General features: G+C 51.8%; 4 protein-coding genes. All 4 read left to right on the top strand.

Annotated elements, in window-relative coordinates; all coding sequences use genetic code 11:
* Positions 1–846: histidinol-phosphate transaminase (gene hisC / locus ABYW01_RS14315; RefSeq protein ID WP_372833856.1), on the top strand; the 846-nt coding region annotated here is incomplete at its 5' end.
* The gene (locus ABYW01_RS14310) at positions 843–3,056 is read left to right on the top strand and encodes a bifunctional prephenate dehydrogenase/3-phosphoshikimate 1-carboxyvinyltransferase (RefSeq protein ID WP_372833854.1); all 2,214 of its coding nucleotides are present in this window, start codon (positions 843–845) and stop codon (positions 3,054–3,056) included. The genes hisC and ABYW01_RS14310, both read left to right, overlap by 4 nt.
* Complete coding sequence (cmk, locus tag ABYW01_RS14305; RefSeq protein ID WP_372833852.1) at positions 3,056–3,751, top strand: (d)CMP kinase; 696 nt, start codon at positions 3,056–3,058, stop codon at positions 3,749–3,751. Before ABYW01_RS14310 ends, cmk begins: the two co-directional genes overlap by 1 nt.
* Positions 3,752–3,781: 30 nt before the next feature.
* A partial coding sequence (locus ABYW01_RS14300; protein ID WP_372833850.1) for a 30S ribosomal protein S1 occupies positions 3,782–4,795 on the top strand: 1,014 nt, incomplete at its 3' end.

Below are 4,795 nucleotides of genomic sequence, written 5' to 3'. Positions count from 1 at the left end.
TCGTCCCGAATTACATTGGGAAATGGCTCCAATGATGTTCTGGATCTGCTCGGCCGCACGTTTATCCAGCCCGGTGATGAAGTTATTTATTCCGAATATAGCTTCGTGGTGTATGCGCTGGTTACACAAGCCCTGGCGGCTAAAGCGGTCGTCACGCCCGCAAAAAACTGGGGGCATGATCTGGATGCGATGGCGGATGCGATTACTGATCGTACCCGGATGATCTTTATTGCAAACCCGAACAACCCTACCGGTACCTGGTTGACCGACAGTGAGCTGCAGACCTTTCTGGCGAAAGTACCTGCACACGTCGTGGTTGTGCTGGATGAAGCGTATACCGAATATGTCGCGCTGGATGACTTTCCAAATGGCTTGCAACTGCAGGCGCAGTATCCGAACCTGGTGGTTACCCGTACTTTTTCCAAAGCGTATGGTCTGGCCGCGTTACGCGTCGGGTTTGCGGTGGCGAATGAAGCGATCACTGATCTGCTGAATCGCATCCGCCAGCCATTTAACGTCAACACCATTGCGCTGAGTGCTGCGGTGGCCGCGCTGTCTGATCAGGAATATCTGGAACGATCCGTGCAGTTGAACACCGCGGGGATGGCTCAGCTGGAGAGTGGCTTAGCGGCGCTCCAGCTTGAATGGATTCCTTCAGCGGGTAATTTCCTGACGGTGGATATGAAGCAAGATGCGGCAGAGTATTATCAGGCGTTGTTGCATCAAGGGGTGATTGTGAGACCAGTAGCTAATTACGGAATGCCTAATCATTTGCGAATCAGTATCGGTCTGCCGGAAGAGAATCAGCGTTGTCTGGATGCTCTGGCTAAGGTGTTATCTGCGTGAGTCATTGGTTGAATAAAGTACTGGTTATTGGACTTGGGTTGATCGGCGGTTCTCTGGCTAAATCGCTGCGCGAGCAACGCGCCTGTGCGAATGTGGTCGGTTTTGATCGCGATCAGCGTGAGATGCAAGAAGGCCTGCGTCTGGGTGTGATCGATTCGATGGCAGAAAACTTGGCGGAAGAAGTCTCCAGTGCCGATCTGGTGGTGCTGGCTGTTCCGGTTAAGGCAACCGAAGCCGTGCTGGAACAGATCAAGCCTTTCCTGACACCTTCAACAATTTTAACGGATGTCGGTAGCACTAAAGGTAATGTGGTTGAAGCCGCAGAGCGTGTCTTTGGACGTTTGCCCGTAGGTTTTGTCCCCGGACATCCGATTGCCGGGTCAGAAAAAAGTGGTGTGGCTGCAGCAGATTCACAGCTTTTTAACGGTTATAAAGTCATACTGACGCCCCTGCCAGACTCTGCTGACGAGGCAACAGCCCGTGTTGAAGAGATGTGGCGCTTTACGGGAGCAGAAGTATTGATGATGGATGTGGCCCGGCACGACGAAGTGTTGGCGGCGACAAGCCACCTTCCCCATATTCTGGCGTTTTCTTTGGTTGATACGCTGGCACGGGAAGAGGAAAACCTGGATATCTTTCGTTACGCAGCGGGTGGTTTTCGTGATTTTACCCGCATTGCCGGCAGTGACCCAACCATGTGGCACGATGTCTGTTTGGCAAACAAAGATCCGCTGCTGAGGCAGTTGGACCGATTTACAGCAGGGCTGGCCCGGTTGCGCAGCGCAATCGAACAGGGCAACGGTGATATGATGCTAGGCACATTCACCCGTGCTCAGGCTGCCCGTGAACATTTTTCCCGAATTCTTTCAGATACTGCATCATCTCAAACTATGAATAGTTCAAATGTAATTTTCCGTGCACAACCAGGCGGCTCTGTTACCGGTACCATCCGAGTACCGGGCGACAAATCTATTTCTCATCGCTCCATCATGCTGGGTTCTCTGGCTGACGGTATTACGGAGGTGAGTGGTTTCCTAGAAGGTGAAGATGCATTGGCAACCCTTCAGGCTTTCCGCGATATGGGGGTTGTGATCGAAGGCCCTAATCAAGGTAAGGTTCGTATCCATGGTGTTGGTCTGAACGGATTGCAGGCCCCTCCGGGACCTATTTATGTAGGTAACTCGGGTACAACCATTCGTCTGTTGTCTGGTTTGCTGGCGGCTCAGCAGTTTGATACTGAATTGAGTGGCGATGAGTCACTGAGTAAGCGACCGATGGAGCGCGTGGCAAAACCACTGCGCTTGATGGGCGCTCAGATCGAAAGTGGAGAGGGGGGGCGCCCGCCGCTGAAAATTAAAGGTGGTAGTGACCTCAAAGCGATCAGCTACGAAATGCCGATGGCGAGTGCACAGGTAAAGTCCTGCCTGATGCTGGCAGGACTGTATGCAGACGGTGTCACGTCCGTGACTGAACCCGCGCCGACTCGCGACCATACAGAGCGTATGTTGCAAGGCTTTGGTTATGCTGTTGAACAGAACGGTAGTGAAGTATCCGTGACCAGTGGTGGCACACTGACCGCCACCCAAATTGACGTGCCTGCAGATATTTCTTCTGCCACGTTCTTCTTGGTCGCTGCGGCAATCACGCCAGGATCTGATCTGACGCTGGAGCATGTGGGCATTAACCCAACCCGAGTGGGCGTGTTAAATATCCTGAAACTGATGGGCGCAAATCTGGAGCTGATGAACGAGCGTGAGGTGGGCGGTGAGCCGGTTGCTGATATCCATATCCGTTATGCGCCGTTGAAAGGTATTCAGGTTCCTGAAGACCAGGTGCCGCTCGCCATTGATGAGTTCCCTGCACTGTTTATCGCGGCTTGCTGCGCTGAAGGTGAAACCGTTGTGAGCGGTGCTGAAGAGTTGCGGGTCAAAGAAAGTGACCGTATTCAGGTGATGGTTGATGGACTGAAAGCACTGGGCGCTGATATCGAAGGCACGCCGGATGGCGCGATCATTCGAGGTGGTCAGCTGCACGGTGGTGAGGTGTTTGCCCATGGCGATCACCGTATTGCAATGTCCTTCAGCATCGCAGCACTGCGTTCCAGTGGTGAGATTAAAATCAATGACTGCGCGAATGTGGCGACATCATTCCCTACATTTGTAGACCTTGCTCAGGAAGTCGGTTTGAACGTCAATGAGGGAGACAGCTGATGTCCTCTGTACACGAACAAGCTGGTGTCATCACGGTAGATGGCCCTAGCGGATCAGGCAAAGGCACACTGTGTCAGCTGCTGGCGCAAGAACTTGGCTGGAATTTGCTGGACAGTGGTGCGCTGTATCGATTAGTCGCACTGGCGGCTGATCATCACGGTGTGGAGTTGGATGATACCGAGGCATTAACAGTATTGGCGGAGCACTTAGATGTTCAGTTTAATGCGGTTGAAGGTTCTGATGGTATCCGTATCGTCCTTGAAGGTGAGGAAGTGACCGATACGATCCGTACGGAAAAGGTCGGAGGGGATGCATCGGTTGTTGCAGCGATTCCTGATGTGCGTGAAGCCTTGTTGAATCGTCAGCGGGCGTTTGCTACTGAGCCGGGTTTGATTGCCGACGGACGAGATATGGGAACCGTTGTTTTCCCAGATGCTCCGTTGAAAATTTACCTTGATGCCAGTGCAGAGGAGCGCGCCGACCGTCGCTATAACCAGTTGATTAACAAGGGACTGGGTGCTAGTCTTCAAGCTATATTAGAGGATATAAAAGCCCGAGATGCGCGTGATATGAACCGTGCTGTAGCACCTCTAAAGCCAGCTCAAGACGCTATTGTGCTCGATTCGACCAAGCTTACGATCGATGAAGTACTCGCAGCGGTAATGGAAGAGGTGCGACACAAAGGGCTCCGTTAACCCTGATGAGATAGTGAGGATCGTACAGCTATGAACGAAAGTTTTGCAGAACTTTTCGAGGAGAGCCTACAGGATCTGGATATGGCTCCCGGTTCTATCGTGACCGGCGTGGTTGTCGCTATCGATAGTGATTTCGTGGTTGTAAACGCGGGTCTCAAATCTGAAGGCGTTATCCCTAAGGCGCAGTTTTTGAACGATCAGGGCGAGCTGACGATCATTGAAGGTGATGAAGTTCAGGTAGCACTGGAAGCGGTGGAGGATGGTTTTGGATCAACCGTCCTGTCCCGCGAAAAAGCTAAACGCGCAGAAGCCTGGAAAGAGCTTGAGAAAGCGTTTGAGCAGGATCAGATTGTGACCGGACCGATCACCGGCAAGGTGCGCGGTGGTTTTACAGTTAGTATAAATACCATTCAGGCTTTCCTGCCTGGATCATTGGTTGATGTCCGTCCAACGCGTGATACAGCCCATCTTGAAGCCGGTCAGGATCTTGAGTTTAAGTTAGTTAAACTTGATGCCAAGCGGAACAACATTGTCGTTTCCCGTCGTGCAGTCCTGGAAGCCGCTTACAATATCGAACGTGAAAAATTACTTGAGCAGCTAGAAGAAGGCAGTGTCGTCAAAGGTATAGTGAAAAACCTGACCGACTACGGTGCATTCATCGATCTGGGTGGTGTAGACGGCCTTCTGCATATCACAGATATCGCCTGGAAACGCGTAAAACATCCAAGCGAAGTGCTGACGATCGGCGAAGAGATCAATGTTAAGGTACTGCGCTTTGATCGGGAACGGAGCCGTGTATCTCTTGGCCTGAAACAACTTGCCGATGACCCCTGGACCAAACTTCAGAAAACGTGCTCCGTTGGCAGCCGGGTTGTTGCGCGAATTACCAATCTTACTGATTATGGTTGTTTCGCCGAAATCGAATCCGGTATCGAAGGTTTAGTACATGTTTCCGAAATGGACTGGACCAATAAAAACGTTCATCCATCCAAAGTAGTACAGATTGGCGACGAAGTTGAGGTCATGATTCTTGATATTGACCAG

Origin of the sequence: Pontibacterium sp. (genome assembly GCF_041587635.1) — a bacterium.
Lineage (GTDB): Bacteria > Pseudomonadota > Gammaproteobacteria > Pseudomonadales > Balneatricaceae > Pontibacterium.
This window is presented reverse-complemented; position numbering and strand designations above follow the sequence as displayed.